The organism is Massilia violaceinigra, assembly GCF_002752675.1.
In the GTDB taxonomy this organism is placed as follows: domain Bacteria; phylum Pseudomonadota; class Gammaproteobacteria; order Burkholderiales; family Burkholderiaceae_D; genus Telluria_A; species Telluria_A violaceinigra.
In genome coordinates this window covers 2,469,623-2,490,732 of sequence record NZ_CP024608.1, presented here as the reverse complement: position 1 = coordinate 2,490,732, position 21,110 = coordinate 2,469,623, and the positions used below count along the sequence as shown (strand labels likewise).

The window sequence follows — 21,110 nt, the reverse complement described above, 5'->3', positions numbered from 1 at the left end:
CACGCACACGGGCCTGCCGCTATCGGCCGGAGGTGTGCGTGTTCAACCAGATCAGACTGAGGGCCTGGAGCGAAGGCTTGCGCAGCCAGCCTTCGCTGCCCCTGCGGGTGGAGCTGTGGAACGGGCAGCGCCTCGATTTTTCGCCCGATCCGCCGCGCGTGACGGTGCATGTGCCGCACGCGCGCGCGCTGCGCTACCTGCTCTCGCCCTCGCTGTACAACCTCGGCCGCGCGTACGTGGAAGGGGCGATCGATGTCAGCGGCAGCGCGAACGACATGATTGCCGTCGTCAACGCGCTGGCCGGCAATGCAGTCGCCAAAAATCTACGCACAGCGCTGCCCGCACTCGGGCTGGGGCGCCTGCTCGGCGCGCTGGCGCGCGGCCACACGCGTCAGCGCGACGCCGCCGCCGTGCGCTATCACTACGATGTTTCCAACGAGTTCTACGCCGCCTGGCTCGATCCGGGCATGGTGTATTCGTGCGCCTATTTCGACAATGGCGACGAAACGCTGGCCGAGGCGCAGGTCAAGAAAATCGATCATATCCTCACCAAGATCGGCGTGCGGCCCGGCCATCGCCTGCTCGACATCGGCTGCGGCTGGGGCGCGCTGGCGATCCGCGCGGCCCAGCGCTACGGGGCGCGCTGCGTCGGCATCACCCTGTCCGACAACCAGGCCTGGCTGGCGCGCGCGCAGGTCGAACGCGCCGGGCTGGGCGGGCTGGTCGAGATCCGCCTGCAGGATTACCGCGATGTGGGCGGGCAATTCGACCGCATCACCAGCGTGGGCATGTTCGAGCATGTGGGCGTGCGCCAGCTGCCTGCGTACTTCCGGCGCATGGCCACCCTGCTCGCGCCCGATGGCGTGGCCATGAACCATGGCCTGACCACGACCGATCCGGACAGCCACGGCGCGCCGAACGGGGGCGGCGAATTCATCAGCCGGTATGTATTTCCGCACGGGGAGCTGGCGCATCTGGGCACGGTGATCCAGGCGATGCAGGAAGGCGGACTGGAAGTGCGCGACGTGGAAAACCTGCGCCGCCATTACGCGCGCACGTGCGCCATGTGGACCGACAATTTCGAGGCGAATGCGCAGCGCATCAAAGGCATGACCGATGCGCGCCGCTTTCGCATCTGGCAGGTGTATCTGGCCGGGTGCACGCATGCGTTCACGCACGACTGGATCAGCCTGTATCAGGTGGTGTGCGGCAAGGCGGGACGCGATCCGGCGGCGATACCGTGGTCGCGCCGCTATATGTACGCCCAGGCATGAGGATAATGCCGCTAAGTTAAGCTCCGTCATTCCTGCCATTGGCAGAAATGACTTCCCGCGCAGGTTCCAGTTACTAAGAAACTTCTCGAATTCCGTGGAACAAGGCAAGTCCAGGGGTAAATGCGATAACGCAAGCTCCGTCATTCCTGCCATTGGCAGAAATGACTTCCCGCGCAGGCGGGAATCCAATTCCGTAGCGCAGTTGCAGGCGGCTCATTGAACTTGGATTCCCGCCGAGTGCCGCCTTGGCGCGGGAATGACGGTTTGTGAGTTTGTGGTCAGATAACGGCTTAACTTAGCGGCATTAATGCATGAGGCGCCCGCGTGGTGGCGTGCCGCGCGCCCGGTGCCGCGGCGCGCGTGCGGCACGGATGCGGCGCGTTCGATCGCGTGCCCGGGCCGGGCGTCGACAACAGTGGGCCTGTGCCAGGCCCACCTTGTCAGCTCGTCCGGGTCACTTTGGCTTGAGCTTCGCGTTCTTGGCGGCATCCTCTTCGCCAGAGCGCACCGGCACCCTGGAATCGGAGGAAAACTGCTGGTGCTCATGCAATTGCTGGGTGTCGCCCGGCAGCGCCCTCACCTGCTCGCCCTGCGCGTCCAGTTGCGACTGCATGGCTTCATGAACGACCAGGCAGGCCATCCCGGGTACCGCATTCAAAGGCTGGTAGCCGTTGTTCGCGCCGCATGCCACGACGTTATAAACCGGAACGGCGGTGACGTCCTTGCCGAGTACCGATTTGATGTGTGCCGATTGCTCGCTGCTCAGGGCCAGCCATCCGGCCGGAAAGAATAACTCTGATGTATTCACAATAAGCTCCCTTTTTATATGCTTTTAATAGGTCGTGTTGAAGAAGAAAGTCTGGAAAAGCCGGCCGTTTTCCTTGGTTTCGCCAAAATGGCCTCGGCTGCAGTGAAAGCGCTGGCCGCGAAACAGGATCAGGCGGTTGAAGCGGTTGCCGATCTGGTCGGTGACCTGCCAGCGGTCCCACACGCCGGCGTCGGCATCGCATTGCCGGCGCTGGGCCTCATCGGCCGGATACGTCTCGTTGCCGCTCTGGTGATGGCGGAAAAAAGCCGTACCGGCTGACGCGGGCGCGTTCGGCGTCAGGTACAGCACGCCGGACCAGGTGGTGGTGTGGTCGGCATGCACCCAGGTGCGGTCGGTGGCGACGCTGTACTGAAAGGCACCGTTGTAGGTGTCGCGCGGCCAGTACGTGATGGGCAGCCCGACCACCGATTGAATGGCCGCCGCCAGCTCATCGTGCAGGAACGCCTGGGTGCGCGCACCCGGGTAATTTCCCTTGACGGAAAAATCCTGGCGCAGGGCAAACGCGCGCACCCCCACGGGGTCCTGATAAAAATCGTCGGTGACAATGATGGATTCGCGCATGGTTCACATCACAGTCTGTGCGCAACTGCGGGGCTGTTCGCGGGGCTGTTCGGAGTCCGGGCTGACATGATCAATCCTTCCGTGCATGTGTCGGTCAAGGAGCAAAAATGGCCTGGGCGATGCCGCATCACTCAGGCCAGCGAAAGCCGCTTACCGGGCAAGCAGCACCCGCGCGGCGTCGCCTTTTAATACCCTTGATAGCCTGGATATCCTTGCACGCCCGGGTAACCCTGGAAGCCCTGACCTTGCGCGCCCTGGAACCCCTGTACGCCCGGGAAGCCCGGGAATCCCTGGAAGCCCTGGCCTTGCACACCCTGGAATCCCTGCGCACCCTGGAAGCCCTGGAAGGCTTGCGGCCCCTGGAAGCCCTGCGAACCCTGGAAACCGAGGACGCCCTGCGGCCCCTGGAAGCCCTGCTGTCCCACGGCGCCCTGGAATCCTAGCGGCCCGAAGAAGCCCTGCGGGCCCTGGATGCCCACGAATGCTTGCGGACCCTGGCCCCCTTGCTGCCCTTGCATGCCAGGGAATCCGAATGGATTGAAGAAACCGGCCGGCCCATAGAAGCCCGGAAATCCGAACGGCCCCTGGACGCTGGGAAAGCCAAACGGTCCCTGGACGCCCTGCGCTCCCTGGAAGCCAAACACTGCCTGCGGTCCCTGGAAGCCAACCGGCCCGACGCCGCCCTGGAATCCGAACGGTCCCAGAACGGCTTGCTGGCCCTGGTAGCCCACGAGCGATTGCGGTCCCTGGAATGCCTGCGGTCCCCGAGCACCCTGGAATGCCTGCGGTCCCTGGTAGCCTTGGACGAACTGCGATCCCTGGGCACCCTGGTAGCCCTGCACCCCGGGGAACGCTTGCGATCCCTGCAGGCCCTGCAGCGCCTGCGCACCCTGCACGCCAGGGAAGTCGGGGACAATCCGGATCGATGTCATACGTTGGCCGCTGAGGGCTTGAATCTGGCGAATCTGATCGTCGTTAAGCGATAACACCATGCCTTGTTCATTCATGTCCGTGCACTCCTCTAGATTTGAAAAAAACCAAAAATGACGCGTTGAGAAAAATTGGCCGTGACCCGAAACTCCTGCGGAGCCCCGGGTAACGATAACAACCTTGGCAAGCAGATCCGAGGCTGGAACAGCATCGTGCTCAATCCCGAGAGCAGTAGGCATGACTCAGAATAAGCTGGCTGCGATGCGGGGGAACCTGACGATTCGTATAGGGCCTTCCCTAGCTGAATGAACAGGCGACAAAAGGCCGGCAGCGGCATTGCGCGCAGCATGGCGATCGCGGAAAAAGAGTGTGACGCAGCAAGCGGTCAGGAAAATTTTCCGGCCGGACAGAACGTGTCAGATGGCAAGGTAGCTGCCCAGCGCCGCATACACATCGTCGAGCGCGGCGGCCAGGTCGTGCGCCAGCGCGCGTGCCGGCGGCGCCGGGGCGGCGTCGCGCAGGTTCGCCGTGATCCGTTCGGTGCAGGCGATGGCGCGCCGGGCGCCGAAGTTGACCAGCACGCCCCGCAGGCTGTGCGCGGCGCGCTGGGCGGTGCCGGTGTCGCCGGCGGCGAGCGCCTGGTCGAGCGCATCGAACAGCTGCGGTCCGTCGCTGATGAACAGGGCGGCCAGTTCGTGCAGCAGCTCACGGTCGCCGTCCAGGCGCAGCAAGGCGCCGCGCCAGTCCAGTACCGCGCCGGGCCGCCGGCCATGAAACCGCGCGAGCACCTCGCGCAGGCGCGCGCTGTCGAGCGGCTTGGACAGATAGTCGTCCATGCCGGCCTCCAGGCAGCGCTCGCGGTCGCCCTGCATCGCGCGCGCCGTCATGGCCACCACCGCCACATGGCCGCCGTGCGCCGCTTCCCAACGGCGGATGGCGCGCGTGGCCGACATGCCATCGAGGCCCGGCATCTGCACATCCATCAGCACCAGGTCGGCGCCGCCGTGCAGCGCGTGTTCGAGCGCATCGAGGCCGTTGTCGGCCACGGTCACGCGATGCCCCATTTTCTCCAGCAGGCGCAGCGCCAGGCGCTGGTTGACCGGATTGTCCTCCGCCAGCACGATGTGCAGGCGGCCCGCCTGCACCGGCGGCACGGTAGCCGGCAGCGCCGCCGATACGCTCGCGCGGCCATGCGCCGGCGCCTCCACCGGCGCGGCGGCCGTCTGCCCGAGCGGCACGCGAAAGCGGAACACGCTGCCGCGGCCCGCTTCGCTGCTGACGGAAATGTCGCCCTGCATCAGGAGCACCAGGCGCCGGCAGATGGTCAGCCCCAGGCCGGTGCCGCCGTACTGGCGCGTGGTCGAACCGTCGACCTGGGAAAAGGCGTCGAAGATCAGGGTTTGCTGGTCCGGCGCGATGCCGATGCCGGTGTCGCGCACCGCGAACTCGACGTCGCAGCGTTGCTCCGACACGCGCCGCAGCGTCACGGCCAGCGTCACCCCGCCTTCGCTGGTGAACTTGATCGCATTGCCCAGCAGGTTGATCAGCACCTGGCGCAGCCTGCCGGGGTCGCCCTTGAGCGCGCGCGGCAGGTGCGGCGGCAGCTCGCAGGCCAGCGCCAGCCCTTTCTGGCGCGCCGGCAGGGCCAGCGAGCGCAGCGTTTCGCGCACCAGCTTGCCCAGGTCGAACGGCACGTCGTCGATATCGAGCTTGCCCGCCTCGATCTTGGAAAAATCGAGGATGTCGTCGATGATGCTCAGCAGCGCGTCGGCCGAGCCCTTGACCAGTTCGATGTCTTCGCGCTGCTGCGGCGCCAGCCCCGATTCGAGCACCAGTTCGGTCATGCCGAGGATGCCGTTCATCGGGGTGCGGATTTCATGGCTCATGTTGGCCAGGAAATCGCTCTTGGCGCGGCTGGCCGCCTGCGCCGATTCGACCGCGCGCTGCATGGCGTCGCGCGCGGCGCGCTGTTCGCTGACATCGATCGAAAAGCCCAGCAGGTACGATTCGCCGCCGCTGTGGATCACGATGCGGCTGACCACCACGTCGACCGGCGGGTCGAGATTGGCCAGGCGGCGCTCGCTGGTGACCATGCGCCCGGTGCGCCAGGCCTGCTCGTCTTCCTCGCGGGTCTGGCCGGCCCACCTGCGCGGGCCGACGTCATCGATAGTGCGCCCTTCGATCTCGGCCCGGCTGCGGCGCGCGAATTCCTGGAACTGGCGGTTGAAGCGCACGAAGCGCCCTTGCCGGTCTTTCAGGAACACGGGGATCGGCAGCTGGTCGAGAATCTGTTCGGTCAGCTCGCGCGCGCTTTCGCGCTGCTGCACCAGCTGTTCGAGCGCGCGCGTCATGCCGAGCAGGTCGGCGCCGCCTGCCTGGGGATCGGCCGGCCTGGCCAGGCGTCCCAGGCTCGCCTGGAGCGAGCGCAGCACTTCATCCTGGCGCGCCGCTTCCGCGCGCAGCTGGTCGTTGGCGCCGATCAGTTCGTCCGAGCTGATCTCGAGCATGCGGGTGCGTACCTGCAGGTCGCGGTCCGATTCCTCGTAGCTGCGCGAGACGGCGTCGAGCAAGGCGGCCAGGCCTTCGGCCAGGGCCGGGTCGCCCAGCGCGCGCAGGCCGCCCAGGCGCTCCTGCAAGGCCCGTTCGCTGCTCACGCCGAGCGTGCGCCGCAGCTGGCGCAGCAGTCGCTGGTGGCGCATGCGTCAGGCCGCGTCCTGGCGGGCGGCGTCGCAAAAGCGGGCGCGGATCTCCAGCACCGCCGGCCAGCGCCGCATCAGCGCGTCCACGCAGCGGGGGTCGAAATGGCTGCCGCTGTTGTCCAGCAGGTAGGTGCGCGCCGCGTCCAGGGTCCAGGCCTTCTTGTACGGGCGCACGCTGGTCAGGGCGTCGAACACGTCGGCCACGGCGACGATGCGCCCCGCCAGCGGGATAGCCTCGCCCGCCAGGCCGTTGGGATAGCCCTGGCCGTCGAAGCGCTCATGGTGGGTGTGGGCGATCACCGCGGCCAGCTGCAGCATGCCCGCTTCGCTGGCCTTGAGGATGTTGTAGCCGATCGCCGCGTGCTGGCGCATGATGTCCATCTCGTCGGGGGTGAGGCGGCCCGGCTTGAGCAGGATGTGGTCGGGCGTGCCGACCTTGCCGATATCGTGCATGGGCGCGGCGTTGAGGATGCATTCCTGTTCCTGGTTCGACAGGCCCAGTGCGGCCGCGATCAGGCAGGAGTAGTGCGCCATGCGCTGGATGTGGGCGCCCGTTTCGGGGTCGCGGTACTCCGAGGCGCGGCACAGCAGGAGGATGGTTTCCTGTTCGCGCGCGCGCAGTTCGGCGGTGGCCTTGCCCACCTCGCTGGCCAGCCAGCTGGCGCGGCTTTGCAGGGCCAGGGTGGCGCGCCGCAGTTCGAGCATGTTGCGGATGCGCGCCAGGAATTCGACCTTGTCGATCGGCTTGATCAGAAAATCGTTGGCGCCGTTTTCCAGCGCGCGGTGGCGGATGTCGACATCCTGGCTGGCCGTGACCATCAGCACCGGCGGGCGGTCGCGCGCGTCGCCTGGCGCGTCGCCGCCGAGTGCGGCAATGAAGTCGAGCCCGTTCAAGTCCGGCATCAGGTAGTCGAGCACCAGCAGGTCGCAGGGGTGCTCGCGGCACCACGCCAGCGCCTCGTGCGCCGACTGGAAGGCCACCGTCACGACCCCGGGCAGTTTTTCCATCAGGCGCGACATCAGGACCAGATTGATGTGCGTGTCGTCGACGATCACTACCTTCATGGCAAATCCCGGGTTACGAGGTGGGGCTGGCGGGCGTCATGTGAGGCGCCCGGCAAAGGTGGTCAGGAACTTGGTGACCTTGGGTGCCACCACCAGCGCGCAATAGCCCTGCAGCGGATGGCGGCTGAAATAGTTCTGGTGCTCGTCTTCGGCCTTGTGCCAGGTTCCGGCCGGCTGCACCTGGGTGACGATGGGCGCGTCCCATACACACGCCATTTCGGCGATCACCTGGCGCGCGGTCGCTTCCTGCTCGGGCGAATCGACGAAAATGACGGAGCGGTACTGGGTGCCGACATCGTTGCCCTGGCGGTTCAGGGTGGTCGGATCGTGGATCGTGAAGAAAATTTCGAGCAGGTCGTGGTACTCGATGGCGCCGGCATCGAACACGATGCGCACCACTTCGGCGTGCCCGGTGGCGCCGGCGCAGACCTGTTCGTAAGTCGGATTGTCGTCGTGGCCGCCCATGTAACCGGACTCGACCTTGAGCACGCCGCGCGCTTCCAGAAAGACCGCTTCGAGGCACCAGAAGCAGCCGCCGCCCAGAATGGCGACTTGCATCCCGGATTGGTTGGTCATGGCGCACCCCGCTGACTTATTGATATGGGATAACTGTAACGCAAAGCGACCCGGCATGCACCTGCAATCGGGCCGGCCGGCGGCGCCGGAAAAGCCGGGGAGCGCCAAAATTTGGCATAATGGCATAAACCACAGGGCAATAATGAACACTAGCTCACCCCGCGCCGATACGCGCGCATTCGACACGGCGCAATTTCGCCAAGCACTGTCGCAGTTTGCCACCGGCGTTACCGTGATCACGACGCGCCTGGCCGACGGCAGCTTCCGCGGCCTGACGGCCAGCTCCTTCAATTCGGTCTCGCTCGACCCGCCACTGGTATTGTGGAGTCTAGGCAATGTTGCCAACAGCTTGCCCATCTTCAGCGGCAACTCGCACTACGTCATCAACGTGCTCGGCGCCGACCAGGCCCACCTGGCGCAGCGTTTCGCCAAGCGCAGCGAAAACCCGTTCGGCGACATCGAATACGAGCTCTCGCGCACCGGCCAGCCCATCTTGAAGGGCGTGTCGGCATGGTTCGAGTGCCACAACCGCAGCCGCTATCCCGAGGGCGACCACGTGATTTTCGTGGGCGAAGTCGAAGAGTGCGCGGTGCAGCCGCAAGCCTCGCTCATTTTTCACGGCGGGCAATTCGGCAGCACCCAAACGCGGTAAAATCCGCATCACCCCAAAAGCAGTCTATACAAGTTTGGTTTATCCAGCCATTCCCACCATTCGCCAATACTAAAACAGAGACAGGAACCGCCATGACCCGATCCGATGCGCCCAGCAAAGCCAAATTCCACTGGGACGACCCGCTGTTGCTCAATCTTCAGCTCACCGATGATGAACGCATGGTGCGCGACGCCGCCGCCGCGTACTGCCAGGACAAGCTGGCGCCGCGCATCCTCGAAGCGTTCCGCCACGAGCGCATGGACACGACCATCTTCCGCGAAATGGGCGATCTGGGCTTGCTGGGACCGACCATCCCCGAGCAGTACGGCGGTCCGGGCATGAATTACGTGGCCTACGGCCTGATCGCGCGCGAAGTCGAGCGCATCGATTCGGGCTACCGCTCGATGATGAGCGTGCAATCGTCGCTGGTGATGGTGCCGATCTATGAATTCGGCACCGAAGAGCAGCGCCAGAAATACCTGCCGAAGCTGGCGACCGGCGAATGGATCGGCTGCTTCGGCCTGACCGAGCCGAACCACGGTTCCGACCCGGGATCGATGATCACGCGCGCCAAGAAGGTTGCTGGCGGCTACTCGCTGAGCGGCTCGAAGATGTGGATCACCAATTCGCCGGTGGCCGATGTGTTCGTGGTCTGGGCCAAGGACGATGAAGGCGCGATCCGCGGCTTCGTGCTGGAAAAAGGCATGGCCGGCTTGACGGCGCCTGCGATTCACGGCAAGTTCGGCCTGCGCGCCTCGATCACGGGCGAGATCGTCATGGACAATGTGTTCTGCCCGGAAGAAAACGCTTTCCCGGACGTGCGCGGCCTGAAAGGCCCGTTCACCTGCCTCAATTCGGCCCGCTACGGCATCGCCTGGGGCGCGCTGGGTGCGGCCGAGGCATGCTGGCACACCGCGCGCCAGTACACCATGGACCGCGTGCAGTTCGGCCGTCCGCTGGCCGCCAATCAGCTGGTGCAAAAGAAACTGGCCGACATGCAGACCGAAATCACCCTCGGCCTGCAAGGCTGCCTGCAGCTGGGCCGCATGAAGGATGCCGGCACGGCGGCGGTGGAAATCACCTCGATGATGAAGCGCAATTCCTGCGGCAAGTCGCTGGACATCGCCCGCGTGGCGCGCGACATGCTGGGTGGTAACGGCATTTCGGACGAGTTCGGCGTGATCCGTCACATGGTCAACCTGGAAGTGGTCAACACCTACGAAGGCACGCACGATATCCATGCGCTGATCCTGGGTCGCGCGCAGACCGGGATCCAGGCTTTCCAATAAAAAACACGAGAAGCGCACGCAACACGAGAAACCCGCCGCGGCGGGTTTTTTTTCGTCCCTCATTCATGTCCAGGACACCGTTGCGGCCGAGTCTGACCGCCGGGATCGTGATCCAGATTAAGTGCCGGGGACGGCGCTTTTCCTATCATTCGCTAACGCCACGTCTCCAAGGCAAGGGAGACGAAGCTGCATGCCATGGCGACGCCGCGGGCGCAGCGCTTCGCTCACTTGAGCATTCTTTCAAATGGAGAATAATATGGACACCTCGGTTTCGCGAAAAGAAGAACTGGAACGCTTGCACGGTATCAGATTTGACGAGAAAAGCCTGACACTGTGGGTCAAGTCCACCGGCTGCACGAAGAAAGAAGACTTCGAGGTGCGCATGCCCAAAGGTGCGCCGGGAAGATCCACGCTGGCGCTGGAAATCGTGCGCGTCAATCCGGATTTCTGCCGGACCACGCCGCACGTGGTCGAACTCAATTTTTCCTGGGACGAACTCGGTCTTGACGCGCAGTTGCTGAAAACCGCGTCCGTCAGGGTGGCGAACACCTTCGGCATTCTGAGATAACAAGGTGCCCGCCATGAAAAAACCCGCCGAAGCGGGTTTTTCTACATCAGAACTTGTAGCCGATCCCGACACTGATCACTTGCGGATCGAGCGTGATGTCCTGCGTCTGGCCCGACGAGAAATCGACCTTGGTCTTCAGGAAGCTCTTGATGTACGCCACGTCCGCGAACCAGCGGTCGTTGATGTTGTACACCAGGCCGAGCTGCAGGCTGGTGGCCAGCTTGTTCTTGACCTTGAAGGTGGTCGGCGGACCGCCGATGTCGCTGATCGCGGTCAGGCGCCCGGAACCGGTCTCCTTGGCGAAATAGGCGTAGGTGATGCCCGCGCCCAAGTACGGCCGCAGCATCGCTTCCGGCTTGAAGAAACGGTACTGGACCAGGAAGGTCGGCGGCAGTGCCTTGACCGTGCCCAGTTCGCCCGTGCCCTTGATGGCGCCGTCGCCGTACAAGGTGTGCTTGAACGGCATGCCCAGGTCCAGCTCGAGCGACACATTGTCGGTCACGCCGTAGGCAAACGAAAACACCGGTTTGGTATCGGAGCCGATGGCGGCCTTGGTGCCCGGCAGCGCGGGGGCGCTGACGTCGCCGCTCTTGACCTTCGGGGTGATCTCGGCGACACCGCCCTTGGCGGTCCACTGGCCGGCCGACTGCGCCGATGCGCCCGACGCGACAGCCATCACGGCCGCAGCGGCAATTGCCTTGCCGACGCTATTCATACGTAATTTCATTTTTTCTCCAGGTTCTTATTATGTGTGCGGCCGGATTACAGCCAGCCTTTGACGATCATCTGCTCGGCCACGTATTTCGCGATCAGCGAATTTTCGAACGGGGTCGGATGGACGTCATCGGCGAACATGTAGCGGCTGACATCGCCTGCGATCGTGTTGGTGCTGTTGCAAGCCAGCGCGGTGTGTCCCAGGGCATTGTCGCCGCAGGCCGGTTTCTTGGTTTCGCTCAGGCCGTACGGCGCCGGATTGACGATCTGGTCGTTGCTGATGGCCCACAGGTCCACATACAGGATTTTCGATTCGCCAGACACGCCCGCCTTGAGGTGGGCATTGAACTTGTCGACCATGGCGATGATCAGCGCCTGCGGCGCGCCTTTGGCCGTTGCCGCCGGGGCATGACCCAGGTCAGGCAGGTTGTTGACGACGACGAAATTGGCGCCTTTGCCGACCACCTGGGTTTTCGCCAGTGCCGCCATTTCATCGCCTGCCACGCCCATCGCGGCAATCATCTTCGGTCCTTGCTCGGCGGCGTACGCGGCACCGGCCTTGGCGCCTTCGGCTTCGCCGGCAGCCTTGGCCTTGGCGACCATCGGGCCGAACACGGATTCCTGGCCGACCATCTGGTTGCCCGGCTGGGTTGCAGCGGCCTGGACGGCAGCGCCAACGATGCTTTCCTGGGTCGATCCGGGGCGCTGCGATTCGGCCATGATGGCGCCGCCGATGGCTTGCGCGGCTGCGGCCGGATCGGTCGCGCCGGCGGCCAGCTGGCCGGTCAGGTTGGCGGCGAAAGCCTTGCTGCCCGCGGCCTTGCCGGCTGCCGGGGCGTTGACCGCCAGTTCGCCCAGCATGGCCAGGGCGTCGTTGCCGCCGCCAATCATCAGCACCACTTCATCGCCCTTGAACTTGCCGCCGTTGCGCGACAGGTGGTTGGCAACCTGGGTGGCGATCGGCACAGTCAGCTGGCCGATAGCCGAACCGGTCAGCTTGTGACCGGGCCCGACTGGATTGGTGACGCGCGCGCCGCCCTGGGCATAGCTCAGGCAAGCGTTGTTGTTGACCACGGGGACCGAAAAGCCCTTGCTGGCGTCGCCGTCCAGGCCGGTCTGGGCCGGGCACGGTGCGGGCAGGCCGAACTGGGCCGCCATGAATTCGGTCCAGTTCTTGCCAGTCAGTGCAGGGTTCTTGGCAGTGTTGTCGCCATTGATGGTGTACTTGCCGCCACCGACGTTCTTGACCGTGCCGACGTTGTAAGTGCCCACGTCCGCCAGGCTGTCGCCGAACGAGACCTGGGATGAGAATTTGGTTTTGAGTTCCTGATTGCCGGTTTCGCTGCCGCCGCAAGCGCTCAGTACCGCTGCGGTGAGCAAAGCCAGCGCAAAATTTGTGTGACGCATTGTGTCTCCTGGTGAAATTTATATTTTTATTAAACGAACGCCCGTGCTTTTCCCTACCTAACTAATATGCCAGTCTTCCCCTTACTTGTATAGGAAAACACCTTGGCAGAATGTCAGTTCAGTGCAACAGAAGACGCAGCATAAAAAAGTTGCCGGATTATATCAATCGTTCCCGGCAACCGTGCGCTAATTTAGGCGTGACGACGATGCGATCAGGGCGCGAGCGCGGCGTTGAAGAAGCCGCGCGCGGCGCTCAGGCAGAACGGCGCCACCAGTCCGGCGTGGTAGTTGTCGGCCACGGCGCGCTCGCCCGATTCGCCGCTCTTGATGGCGTCGAGCTTGACGGCCAGCTTGGCGGTGGCGAAGTTGACCTTCACCGAGCGGTACGGATCGGTGCTGCCCGGGGTATCGTCGAGATCGACCTCGGTGACCATCGACGCGGCGCTGCCGGCGCGGAAATAGTCGACCGCGGCGCGCGTGTTCAGGTAGGACACGGTGCGGTCTTCATGGCCGCCGCACAGCAGCAGCGGCGCCGCCGGGGCGAAGGTGCGCAGGTCGTTCTTGACGAACAGCTTGCGCAGCGGATGCCCGGGCGCGCAGGCCAGCGGGGCCCCGGCCGTGACACTGCACGGATGGGCTTTCAGGTCGGCCAAGTAGGCGTTGCGGTAGCTGGTCTTGAACAGGTTGCCGCTGCCAAACGCGTCGCCGTAGCCGTCGGCCTGGGGCTGCGAATCCTTGGCGAACAGGGCGTTGTCGGGCCAGCCCGGGGTCTTGAGCAATTCTTCCACGGTAATGGCGCCGCTGGCGAATTTGTCGACCGCAGCGGCGAACGGGGCTTCGTACAGGTCGCTGGCGGCGCCGTACACACCGGCGTTGGCGCGCTGGCCGGCATTGATCAGCGCCGGCAGGAAACCGGTGCTGCCCTTGCCTGGCTTGCCGTTGAACATGTCGTCGCCGAACTGGGCCAGCGCATACGGACCGGACATGCCGGCCGCGGCGGTGACCTTGAATTCACCGGCCAGGTTCTGCATGGCGCGCTGGGTGGCGACCGCCACGTAGCCGCCCTGCGAGTAGCCGGTCACGAACAGCTTGCCGGAGTCGCTGGTTTTGACGGCGCCGAACACGCTGCGCGCGGCGCGCAAGCCATCGATCATGTCGTTCGATTGCTGGGCGCCATCGAGATACGGATGGTAAGCCAGGGTCGAGCTGTCGTAGCCGGCGTAGTTGGGCGCGACCACGATGAACCCGCGCGCGGCGAACATGGCGGCGACCAGGCGCGACTCGGTGCTGCTCAGGGTCGACATGTCGTAGTTCCGGTCGGACGTGGTGCCGTGCGCGTACAGCAGCACCGGACGCGCGCCGCTGCACTCGGGAGCGCTGCCGGACGGCACCATGATGGCGGTGCTGGCGTCGGTCGCCTCGCTGATGCCGCCGACGGTGTTGTAGCGCACCTTGTAGGTCGTCACGGCGCACTTGAGGTCGCCCGTGAGGGCCGTGGTGCCGCCCTTGAGCGTGTCGAGCAGCTTGCTGAACACGGCCGGCTCCAGGGTCGTGATGTTGGCGCCGTTGGCGCTGACCGGCATCACGGCGGCGCCGCCGCCGATCACGCTGCCGCGCGCCGGCGCCGGGGTGGGTGTTGGCGTCGGGGTGGGAGTCGGGGTCGGGGTAGGCGTCGGGGTGGGCGTCGGCGTCGGGGCAGGCGCGTCGTCGCTGCCTCCACAAGCCGTTAATGATAGGGTGAGGAGGGCAGCAAAGGCGAGGCGCATGTTTAGTCCGTCAGGAAAATGGTTCGTGGTTGAGCAGGCCGTGCACGATGCCGGTCGATCCATGCGCTGCGCGGCGCAAACGGTCGTTTACGCCCAGCCAGGCATCGTCCTGCGGCGGTGCCTCGACCAGTATCAGGTCGGCCCCGGCCGTATCCATCGCGCGCAGCGCCGCATAAAGTGCGTGTGCGAAACCTTCCGGGCTTGTGGGTAACTGACTCTCAGCGAACACATCCGGGAAGTGCGAGTAGTGTATCAAAGCGACATTTTTTCCCGCGTCCTTCAATCGTGCGAGGGTGCCGGCAATCTCATGGCTGCCCTGCATGGCCACCGGCGTGTGCGGCGCGTAGTGCGATTCCAGGGTGCCGGAAGCGCGCGGGGCGGCGGCGTCCGGAGCGGCCGGCAGCGCGTCGATGACGGCGGCGATCGCTTCGGCGCTGATGTGGCCGGGGCGCAGCAGCACCGGGCCGTGCGTCGCCAGGCGCGACAGGTCGACGATGGTCGACTCGATCCCGACCGCGCTCTGGCCACCGTCGAGTACGGCATCGACCGTGCCGTCAGCGCCGAACTCGTCAATGACGTGCTGGGCGGTGGTCGGGCTGACATGGCCGAATTTGTTGGCCGAGGGCGCCGCCACCCCTCCCCTGCCGCCCTTGAACGCCTGCAAGAGCGCAATGGCGACCGGATGCGAGGGGCAACGCAGGCCGACCGTATCCTGGCCGCCCGAGACGGCGTCCGGAATGTTCGGGGCGCGCTTGAGGATCATGGTCAGGGGGCCGGGCCAGAAGGCGGCCGCCAGTTGCTCCGCTTCGGCGGGAATGGCGCTCGCCCAGTAGCCCAGGACGGCGCCGGGCGCGACGTGGACGATGACCGGGTGGTCTTGCGGACGCCCCTTGGCCTGGTAAATGCGTGCTACCGCCTCCGGATTTTCCGCATCGGCGCCCAGGCCGTAGACGGTTTCGGTCGGCAAGGCCACCAGCCGGCCCTGCTCCAGCAGGCGTGCGGCCGCCGTAATGGCGGGCATGTCGAGCGCGCCGCCGGTCATGCCGGAATGCCGAGAATGGTGCAGGCGGCGGCCAGCTGGGCCTGGGCTTGCGCCAGGGTCGGCGCGATGAAGGTCACATGGCCCATCTTGCGTCCGCGCCGCGCCGCTTCCTTGCCGTACAGGTGCAGGCAGGCGCCGGGCAGCGCCAGCAGCTCGGCCCAGGCCGGCTCCGTAGGGGTTTCCGAACCGGATGCAAACCAGATGTCACCAAGCAGGTTGAGCATGACGGCCGGCGAATGCTGGCGCACGTCGCCCAGCGGCAGGCGCGCCATGGCGCGTACCTGTTGCGCGAACTGGCTGGTGACGCAGGCGTCCATCGTGTAGTGGCCGCTGTTGTGGGGACGGGGCGCCATTTCGTTGACCACCAGCGAACCGTCGGTGAGCACGAAAAATTCGATGCACAGCACGCCCACATAGGCCAGCTCGTCGACGATGACCTTGGCGGCCTGCTGCGCCTTGCCGGCGCTTTCAAGCGACACGTTCGGTCCGGGCACGGTGGTGGTGAACAGGATGCCGTCGCGGTGCACATTTTCGGCAATCGGGTAGACCACGGATTCGCCATCGGCGCCGCGCGCGGTCAGGACCGACACTTCGTAGGCCAGCGGCAGCATTTTTTCGAGCAGGCAAGTGACGCCGCCCATGGCCGCAAAGGCCGCGCGCACATCGTCACGGGTGCGGACCACGGCCTGGCCCTTGCCGTCATACCCCATGCGCACCGTCTTGAGGATGCCCGGCAGCAGCAAGTCCTCGATGGACTCGATATCGTCCAGCGCGGCAATCGTCTTGTGCGGCGCCGGGGGGACCCCGGAAAGCGCCGCGCAGCCCGCCAGAAAACGCTTTTCGGCAATGCGGTCCTGGGCGATCGCCACACAGTCGGCGCCCGGTGCGACAAAGGCGTGCGTGGCCAGCAGCCGCAGGCTGTCGGCGGGCACGTTTTCGAATTCGGTGGTCACGGCCACGCAGGACTGGCCCAGCTGGGCCAGCGCCTGGGCATCGCTGTAATCGGCCGCGATCAGGCTGTCGGCGGCGTGCCCGGCAGGACTGTCGGGCGCCGCTTCGAGCACGGCCACCTTGAAACCCATGGCCTGGGCGGCGTGCACGAACATGCGGCCGAGCTGGCCGCCGCCCATGACGCCGAGACGGGCCGGCGGCAGGAAAGGAGAGTGCTGCATGCTCATACCGGCAATACCGAAGCCTTGGCAGCGGCCGTCTGGCGCGCGCGGAATTGCTCAAGTTGCGCGGCCAGCGCGTCGTCCGTGCAGGCCAGCATGGCAACGGCCGCCAGCGCCGCGTTGGCCGCACCCGCTTCACCGATGGCGAAGGTGGCGACCGGAATGCCCTTGGGCATCTGCACGATGGACAGCAGGGAATCCTTGCCCGACAGATAGCGCGACGGCACCGGCACGCCGAGCACCGGCACGATGGTCTTGGCCGCGATCATGCCGGGCAAGTGGGCAGCGCCGCCGGCGCCGGCGATGATGGCGCGCAAGCCGCGCGCACGGGCGCTTTCGGCATAGGTGAACATTTCATCGGGCATGCGGTGGGCCGAAACGACCTGGGCTTCGAACGGCACGCCGAAGTCCTTGAGCATGTTGACGGCGTGCTGCATGACTTCCCAGTCCGACGAGGAACCCATGACGATGCCGACCAACGGTTTGATTTCTTGAGTGCTCATCATCAAGCCTTCAGCGTGTCGCCGGTCAGGCGCTCGAGCGCTTCGACGTATTTGGCACGGGTGTTGGCGATGACGTCAGGCGGCACGGTCGGCGCTGGCGCGGCCTTGTTCCAGTCGGTCAGCGTTTCCAGGTAGTCGCGCACGAACTGCTTGTCGTACGACGGCGGCGACATGCCGACCTGGTAGCTCGACATCGGCCAGAAGCGCGACGAATCCGGCGTGAGGATTTCATCGATCAGGTGCACGGTGCCGTGCTCGTCCAGGCCGAATTCGAACTTGGTGTCGGCGATGATGATACCGCGCGTGGCCGCGTATTCGGCGGCGGCGGTGTAGAGCTTGATCGCGTAGTCGCGCACCTGGGTGGCGATGTCGGCGCCGACGATCTTCTGGGCTTCGTCGAACGAAATGTTTTCGTCATGGGCGCCGGCCGGGGCCTTGGTCGATGGCGTGAACAGCACGTTCGGCAATTTTTGCGCTTCCTGCAGGCCGGCCGGCAGGTCGATGCCGCACACCTTGCCGGTCTTCTGGTAATCCTTCCAGCCGGAACCGATCAGGTAACCGCGCACGATGGCTTCGATGCCCAGCGGAGTCATTTTCTTGACCACGATGGCGCGTCCTTCGACCTGCGCGCGTTCTTCGGACGAGACCAGCGAGACCGGATCGATGCCGGTGTCGTGGTTGGGCATCAGGTCCTTGTACTTGGCGAACCAGAAATTGGACATGGCCGTCAGGATCTTGCCCTTTTCGGGGATCGGCTCATTCAAAATGACGTCGAAGGCGGACAGGCGGTCGGTCTGGATGACCAGCAATTTGTCGTCGCCAACGGCGTAAATGTCGCGGACTTTCCCACGGTGCAGGAAAGGCAGGGACTTCAGGTTTGTTTCGAGAACGCCAGACATGTGAATCCTTGGAGGTGGTTAGGGCAGCCAGCCCGGCTTGCTATCGGTGTGCAATTCATCTGTCACCAGGCCTTCGTAGGGCGTGTCGAAGGTGCCGAGGGTGACGGCGATACGGTCGCTGTGCTCGGCCATCTGCCAGGTCAGGTTGGCGCCGCACACGCCGCAGAACGCGCGCTCGACACCGGGTGACGAGGCGTAGCGCGTGATCGCGTCCGCGCCACCGGTAATGCGCAGGGCGCTGGAGGCGACGTTCGCATAGGGGCCGTTGGCCGCACCATGCTGCTTCTGGCACATGGTGCACCAGCAGATACTGGTGCGATCAATGTCGCCGTGGATTTCGTAGCGGACCGCGCCGCAAAGGCAGCTGCCTGAGTACATGATGAAAGATGGTCAAAAAAACAGCGTTTGTGACAGGACAAAAACACACGCGCCCAAAGGCGCGTGCGGGTGTTACGGTTTGTTCGTACTACAGAATATCCTGCAGTTTACTTCACGATCTGGGCCAGCTCGCCTTTTTTGTAACGCTCGGCCATCTGGTCCATCGTCATGACCTTGATCTTTGCCGCCTGGCCTTCGCAGCCGAACGACAGGAAGCGCGCCTTGCAAATCTCGGTCGCCGCTTCGCGCGCAGGTTTGAGGAAGTCGCGCGGGTCGAACTTGGATGGGTTCTCGAACATGTACTTGCGCACGGCCCCGGTCATCGCCAGGCGGATATCGGTGTCGATGTTGATCTTGCGCACGCCGTGGCGGATGCCTTCCTGAATTTCTTCGATCGGCACGCCGTAGGTTTCCTTCATGTCGCCGCCGAATTCGCGGATGATGGCCAGCAGTTCTTGCGGCACCGACGAGGAACCGTGCATCACCAGGTGGGTGTTCGGGATGCGCGCGTGGATTTCCTTGATGCGGTCGATGGCGAGGATGTCGCCGGTCGGCTTGCGCGTGAACTTGTAGGCGCCGTGCGAGGTGCCGATGGCGATCGCCAGCGCGTCGCACTGGGTGCGCTGCACGAAGTCGGCTGCTTGCGCAACGTCGGTCAGCAGCTGCTCGCGGGTCATCAGGCCGTCGGCGCCGTGGCCGTCTTCCTTGTCGCCCTTCATGGTTTCGAGCGAACCGAGCACGCCCAGTTCGGCTTCGACGGTCACGCCGATCGAGTGCGCGAATTTCACCACTTCACGCGACACGTCGACGTTGTACTCGTACGAGGCAACGCTCTTGCCGTCGGCTTCGAGCGAACCGTCCATCATCACCGAGGTGAAGCCGGAGCGGATCGCGGTCATGCAGACCGCCGGCGACTGGCCGTGATCCTGGTGCATGACGACCGGAATGTGCGGATACGCTTCGACAGCGGCATCGATCAGGTGGCGCAGGAAGGCTTCGCCGGCATACTTGCGGGCGCCAGCGGACGCTTGCATGATGACCGGGGAACCGACCGCGTCGGCGGCAGCCATGATGGCCTGCACCTGTTCGAGGTTGTTGACGTTGAACGCAGGCAGGCCATAACCGTTTTCGGCGGCATGGTCCAGCAGTTGACGCATGGATACGAGGGACATGGTAATACTCCAAACAATAGAAACCGGTTTTGCTGCCACGGGAGCGCAGACCGCGCGGGTAGCGCGCAACGCTTGTGGCAACGGCGGCGGGGGCTGTGATTCAGCCGCGGCCGCACATTCAATGCATGCCGCGCCCACGAGGGGCACGGCGATTAATTAACCAAACTCGCCGACGCGCACGATCTTGAGTGCGTTGGTGCCGCCGACCTGCCCCATCGGTTCGCCCCAGGTGACGACGATCATGTCACCTTTTTTGACGATTCCTTTGGCGACCATCAAATCTTCCGCCTGCTTGAGCACCGCGGTGCTGTCGCCTTCCTGCATCAGGTTGTAGGCGCGCACATTGCGGTACAGCGAAGCCTTGCGGTGGGTAGTGGTGCTCGGCGTGAGCGCGTAGATCGGCGTATCGATGCTGTGACGGCTCATCCACAAGGCGGTCGAACCGGACTCGGTCAGGGCCACGATGGCTTTCACGCGCAAGTGGTGCGCGGTGAACAGGGCGCCGTAGGCGATCGACTGGTCGATGCGGGTAAAGGTCACGTTGAGGAAGTCGGCGTCGAGCTTGTTGTACTCGGACTGCTCGGCTTCCAGGCAGATCGCAGCCATCATTTCGACCGTTTCGATCGGGTAGCGGCCGGACGCGGTTTCGGCCGAGGTCATGACGGCATCGGTGCCGTCGAGCACGGCGTTGGCGACGTCGGACACTTCGGCGCGGGTCGGCACGGCGTTGACAATCATCGATTCCATCATCTGGGTGGCGGTGATGGCCAGCTTGTTCGATTCGCGCGCCATGCGGATCATGCGTTTTTGCAGCGCCGGCACGGCGGCGTTGCCCACTTCCACCGCCAGGTCGCCGCGGGCGACCATGATGCCGTCGGAAGCGTCCAGGATTTCCTGCAGCACAGGAATCGCTTCGGCGCGCTCGATCTTGGCGATCATCATCGGCTTGTGGTGGAAAGGTTCGCCGGCGATATTGGCCAGCTGGCGCGCCATTTCCATATCGGTCGCACTTTTCGGGAAGGAAATGGCGAGATAGTCGGCCTGGAAACTCATGGCCGTCTTGATGTCTTCCATGTCCTTGGCGGTCAGGGCCGGCGCGGTCAGGCCGCCGCCCTGGCGGTTGATGCCCTTGTTGTTGGACAGTTCGCCGCCCACTTTGACGACGGTGAAAATTTCGTGGCCGAGGATGCGCTCGACCACCAGCACGATCAAGCCATCGTTGAGCAAGAGCTTGTCGCCGGGACGCACGTCGCGCGGCAAGGCTTTGTAGTCGAGGCCGACGCGTTCCTGGTTGCCCAGTTCGCCGTTCTCGCCCCACTTGGCGTCGAGGATGAACTTCTCGCCGTTTTCCAGGAAAATCTTACCCTGTTCAAATTTACCTACACGAATCTTGGGACCCTGCATGTCCGCCATGATCGCCACTTCGCGCCCGCACTGGGCGGCGGCGCGCCGCACCAGGTTGGCGCGGTCGATGTGGTCCTGCGCCTTGCCATGCGAAAAATTCAGCCGGACGACATCGACACCCGCTTCAATCATGCGGACGAGAATATCGAAATCGGTCGAAGCCGGGCCAATCGTTGCGACGATCTTGGTACCACGAAACATAGAGTGTCC

At 64.6% G+C, this 21,110-nt stretch carries 21 protein-coding genes; 5 read left to right on the top strand and 16 right to left on the bottom strand.

From position 1 onward, the window contains the following. Positions 1 to 38: 38 nt before the first annotated feature. On the top strand, positions 39 to 1,274 hold the full coding sequence (locus CR152_RS11305; RefSeq protein WP_099874999.1) for a class I SAM-dependent methyltransferase: 1,236 nt from the start codon (positions 39 to 41) through the stop codon (positions 1,272 to 1,274). A 454-nt stretch (positions 1,275 to 1,728) separates the two neighbouring features. Here the strand turns inward: CR152_RS11305 and CR152_RS11300 are convergent, their stop codons facing one another. After that, complete coding sequence (locus tag CR152_RS11300; protein ID WP_099874998.1) at positions 1,729 to 2,082, bottom strand: hypothetical protein; 354 nt, start codon at positions 2,080 to 2,082, stop codon at positions 1,729 to 1,731. Between the two features lie 24 nt (positions 2,083 to 2,106). After that, positions 2,107 to 2,664, bottom strand: a complete 558-nt coding sequence (locus CR152_RS11295; RefSeq protein ID WP_099874997.1) for a DUF6445 family protein — start codon at positions 2,662 to 2,664, stop codon at positions 2,107 to 2,109. A 66-nt stretch (positions 2,665 to 2,730) separates the two neighbouring features. On the opposite strand from CR152_RS11295, the gene CR152_RS34640 reads away from it, so the two are divergent. Next, a complete protein-coding gene (locus CR152_RS34640; RefSeq protein ID WP_267876235.1) occupies positions 2,731 to 2,853 on the top strand; it encodes a hypothetical protein in 123 nt (40 codons plus the stop codon). Here the strand turns inward: CR152_RS34640 and CR152_RS11290 are convergent. The 4 genes from CR152_RS11290 to msrA form a co-directional block, all read right to left on the bottom strand. Continuing rightward, positions 2,850 to 3,671 carry a collagen-like domain-containing protein gene (locus CR152_RS11290; RefSeq protein WP_157778439.1) on the bottom strand — a complete coding sequence of 274 codons (822 nt, stop codon included), beginning with the start codon at positions 3,669 to 3,671 and terminating at the stop codon, positions 2,850 to 2,852. The genes CR152_RS34640 and CR152_RS11290 overlap by 4 nt on opposite strands. Before the next feature lie 339 nt (positions 3,672 to 4,010). Further along, a complete protein-coding gene (locus tag CR152_RS11285) occupies positions 4,011 to 6,293 on the bottom strand; it encodes a hybrid sensor histidine kinase/response regulator (RefSeq protein ID WP_229413349.1) in 2,283 nt (760 codons plus the stop codon). A gap of 3 nt (positions 6,294 to 6,296) precedes the next feature. Further along, positions 6,297 to 7,358 carry an HD domain-containing phosphohydrolase gene (locus CR152_RS11280; protein ID WP_099874995.1) on the bottom strand — a complete coding sequence of 354 codons (1,062 nt, stop codon included), beginning with the start codon at positions 7,356 to 7,358 and terminating at the stop codon, positions 6,297 to 6,299. Between the two features lie 36 nt (positions 7,359 to 7,394). Next, positions 7,395 to 7,934, bottom strand: coding sequence for a peptide-methionine (S)-S-oxide reductase MsrA (msrA, locus tag CR152_RS11275; protein ID WP_099874994.1), 540 nt, complete (start codon positions 7,932 to 7,934; stop codon positions 7,395 to 7,397). Positions 7,935 to 8,076: 142 nt separating this feature from the next. On the opposite strand from msrA, the gene CR152_RS11270 reads away from it, so the two are divergent. From CR152_RS11270 to CR152_RS11260, 3 genes are all read left to right on the top strand, one after another. Continuing rightward, positions 8,077 to 8,586, top strand: a complete 510-nt coding sequence (locus CR152_RS11270) for a flavin reductase family protein (protein ID WP_099874993.1) — start codon at positions 8,077 to 8,079, stop codon at positions 8,584 to 8,586. A gap of 92 nt (positions 8,587 to 8,678) precedes the next feature. Beyond that, positions 8,679 to 9,875 (top strand): acyl-CoA dehydrogenase, encoded by a 1,197-nt coding sequence (locus CR152_RS11265; protein ID WP_099874992.1) that lies wholly within the window; start codon positions 8,679 to 8,681, stop codon positions 9,873 to 9,875. Positions 9,876 to 10,131: 256 nt separating this feature from the next. Next, positions 10,132 to 10,443 carry a hypothetical protein gene (locus CR152_RS11260; RefSeq protein ID WP_099874991.1) on the top strand — a complete coding sequence of 104 codons (312 nt, stop codon included), beginning with the start codon at positions 10,132 to 10,134 and terminating at the stop codon, positions 10,441 to 10,443. A 46-nt stretch (positions 10,444 to 10,489) separates the two neighbouring features. On the opposite strand, the gene CR152_RS11255 is transcribed toward CR152_RS11260, so the two are convergent. The 10 genes from CR152_RS11255 to pyk form a co-directional block, all read right to left on the bottom strand. Then, entirely contained in the window at positions 10,490 to 11,170 is a 681-nt protein-coding gene (locus CR152_RS11255) for an OmpW/AlkL family protein (RefSeq protein WP_208640111.1), read from the bottom strand. A 35-nt stretch (positions 11,171 to 11,205) separates the two neighbouring features. Further along, on the bottom strand, positions 11,206 to 12,564 hold the full coding sequence (locus CR152_RS11250; RefSeq protein WP_099874989.1) for an SGNH/GDSL hydrolase family protein: 1,359 nt from the start codon (positions 12,562 to 12,564) through the stop codon (positions 11,206 to 11,208). A gap of 212 nt (positions 12,565 to 12,776) precedes the next feature. Continuing rightward, a complete protein-coding gene (locus tag CR152_RS11245; RefSeq protein WP_167399888.1) occupies positions 12,777 to 14,330 on the bottom strand; it encodes an alpha/beta hydrolase family protein in 1,554 nt (517 codons plus the stop codon). Positions 14,331 to 14,340: 10 nt separating this feature from the next. Continuing rightward, on the bottom strand, positions 14,341 to 15,372 hold the full coding sequence (locus CR152_RS11240) for an L-threonylcarbamoyladenylate synthase (RefSeq protein ID WP_099874987.1): 1,032 nt from the start codon (positions 15,370 to 15,372) through the stop codon (positions 14,341 to 14,343). Next, positions 15,369 to 16,550 (bottom strand): 5-(carboxyamino)imidazole ribonucleotide synthase, encoded by a 1,182-nt coding sequence (locus tag CR152_RS11235; RefSeq protein ID WP_099874986.1) that lies wholly within the window; start codon positions 16,548 to 16,550, stop codon positions 15,369 to 15,371. Before CR152_RS11235 ends, CR152_RS11240 begins: the two co-directional genes overlap by 4 nt. Next, positions 16,547 to 17,047: a 5-(carboxyamino)imidazole ribonucleotide mutase gene (gene purE, locus CR152_RS11230; RefSeq protein WP_099874985.1), complete on the bottom strand. Its 501-nt coding sequence runs from the start codon at positions 17,045 to 17,047 to the stop codon at positions 16,547 to 16,549. The genes CR152_RS11235 and purE overlap by 4 nt, the downstream gene beginning before the upstream one ends. A 2-nt stretch (positions 17,048 to 17,049) precedes the next feature. Then, entirely contained in the window at positions 17,050 to 17,946 is an 897-nt protein-coding gene (locus CR152_RS11225; protein ID WP_099874984.1) for a phosphoribosylaminoimidazolesuccinocarboxamide synthase, read from the bottom strand. An 18-nt stretch (positions 17,947 to 17,964) separates the two neighbouring features. Then, the gene (locus tag CR152_RS11220) at positions 17,965 to 18,324 is read right to left on the bottom strand and encodes a GFA family protein (protein WP_099874983.1); all 360 of its coding nucleotides are present in this window, start codon (positions 18,322 to 18,324) and stop codon (positions 17,965 to 17,967) included. A gap of 107 nt (positions 18,325 to 18,431) precedes the next feature. Further along, positions 18,432 to 19,496 carry a class II fructose-bisphosphate aldolase gene (gene fba, locus CR152_RS11215; RefSeq protein ID WP_099874982.1) on the bottom strand — a complete coding sequence of 355 codons (1,065 nt, stop codon included), beginning with the start codon at positions 19,494 to 19,496 and terminating at the stop codon, positions 18,432 to 18,434. A 156-nt stretch (positions 19,497 to 19,652) separates the two neighbouring features. Then, positions 19,653 to 21,101 (bottom strand): pyruvate kinase, encoded by a 1,449-nt coding sequence (gene pyk / locus CR152_RS11210; protein ID WP_099874981.1) that lies wholly within the window; start codon positions 21,099 to 21,101, stop codon positions 19,653 to 19,655. Positions 21,102 to 21,110: the final 9 nt, after the last annotated feature.